The sequence below is a fragment of the Brevundimonas sp. genome (assembly GCF_031082345.1).
GTDB lineage: Bacteria > Pseudomonadota > Alphaproteobacteria > Caulobacterales > Caulobacteraceae > Brevundimonas.
In genome coordinates, this window is record NZ_JAVHLH010000373.1 from 1 (window position 1) to 1,874 (window position 1,874).

1 protein-coding gene is annotated in these 1,874 nt (G+C 67.3%); it reads right to left on the reverse strand.

Annotation, left to right across the window (positions count from 1 at the left end):
* Positions 1-138: 138 nt before the first annotated feature.
* Complete coding sequence (locus RDU12_RS15435; protein ID WP_308685526.1) at positions 139-1,821, reverse strand: electron transfer flavoprotein-ubiquinone oxidoreductase; 1,683 nt, start codon at positions 1,819-1,821, stop codon at positions 139-141.
* Positions 1,822-1,874 lie beyond the last annotated feature (53 nt).

Here is a 1,874-nt window from a genome sequence, read left to right on the forward strand (position 1 = left end):
CGTTTCCTGCGCGGCGGCGGACGCGGTGAAGGCCAGCAGGGCGCAGCCGGAGAGGAGCAGGCGAAGGGAGGTGTGGCGCATGACCGGAACCCTTCCCGCATTATGCGGCGGCGGCAAGGCCTCTCCCTTTCGAGGCCGTCACATATTCGGATAGTTGGGCCCGCCGCCGCCCTCGGGCGTGGTCCAGACGATGTTCTGTGACGGGTCCTTGATGTCGCAGGTTTTGCAGTGGACGCAGTTCTGGGCGTTGATGACGAAGCGCGGATCGGCCTTCGCCGCCTCGTCGCCATAGACCACCTCATAGACCCCGGCCGGGCAGTAGAGGCGCGCCGGCTCGCCGTATTCCGGCAGGTTGACGCGGATCGGGATCGAGGGGTCCAGCAGCTTCAGGTGCGCCGGCTGCTCCTCGGCGTGGTTGGTGTTGGAGATGAAGACCGAAGACAGCTTGTCGAACGACAGCTTTCCGTCCGGTTTGGGATAGGCGATCGGCTTGTGCTTCGCGGCCTTTTCGGTCGAGGCGGCGTCGGTCTTCCTGTGCTTCAGCGTGCCGAACAGGGAGACGCCGCCGAACAGGGTCTGGAACCACATGTCGAACAGGCCCAGCGCGCCGCCGAGAGTGGTGCCGAAGCGGGTCAGCAGCGGCTTTGCGTTGCGCACGCGCTTCAGCTCCTGCCAGACCCAGCTGTTCTCGTAGGCGGTCTGGTATTCGACCAGCCGGTCCCCTGCCCGGCCCGCGACCACGGCCTCATAGGCGCAGTCGGCGGCGAGCATGCCGGTCTTCATGGCGTTGTGGCTGCCCTTGATGCGCGGGACGTTCACGAAGCCGGCGGAACAGCCGATCAGGACGCCGCCGGGGAAGGACAGTTTCGGCACCGACTGGAAGCCGCCCTCGGTGATGGCGCGGGCGCCGTAGGAGATGCGCGTCCCGCCTTCCAGGTGTTCGGCGATCGAGGGGTGATGCTTGAAGCGCTGGAACTCGTCGAACGGCGACAGGAAGGGGTTCTTGTAGTTGAGGTGGACGACATAGCCGACGGCCACGTAGCGGTCGCCGAAATGGTACATGAAGCTGCCGCCGCCGGTGAATTCATCCAGCGGCCAGCCGGTGCTGTGCTGGGCCAAGCCGGGCTGGTGCTTCTCCGCCGGCACCTGCCACAGCTCCTTGAGGCCGATGCCGAATTTCTGGGGTTCGGCCGCATCGCACAGGTTGTGGCGGGCCATGATGGTCTTGGCCAGGGAGCCGCGAACGCCCTCGGCGATGAAGACGTATTTGCCGTGCAACTCGATGCCGGGCTGGAAGTCGCCGGTGGGCTTGCCGTGGCGGTCGATGCCGAAGACGCCGGCGACGACGCCCTTCACCCGGGCGCCCCCGGATTCTGGGGTCTCGTCCCAGACGACGTGGCTGGCGGCCATGCCGGGATAGACCTCGACGCCCAGGCCTTCCGCCTGTTCGCCCAGCCAGCGGCACAGATTTCCAAGAGAGGCGATGTAGCAGCCGTCGTTGTGCATCATCGGCGGCAGCAGGGCCATCGGCAGGGAGGCCTCGCCCTGGGGACCGAGGACGAGGAAGCGGTCCTTCGTCACCGGGGTTTCGAGCGGGGCGCCGCGTTCCTTCCAGTCGGGGAACAGCTCGGACAGGGCGCGCGGGTCGATGACCGCGCCGGACAGGATATGGCCGCCGATCTCGGCGCTCTTTTCGAGCACCGCGACCGAGATCTCCTTGCCGTCCTTTTCCGCGCGTTGCTTGAGGCGGATGGCCGAGGCGAGCCCGGCCGGGCCGCCGCCGACGATGACGACGTCAGTGCGCGTCACCTGTTGCGCCACCGGTCAGCCGAGGTAGCCCTCGACCTCACCCGCGGGACGCACCTGCGCGTCCT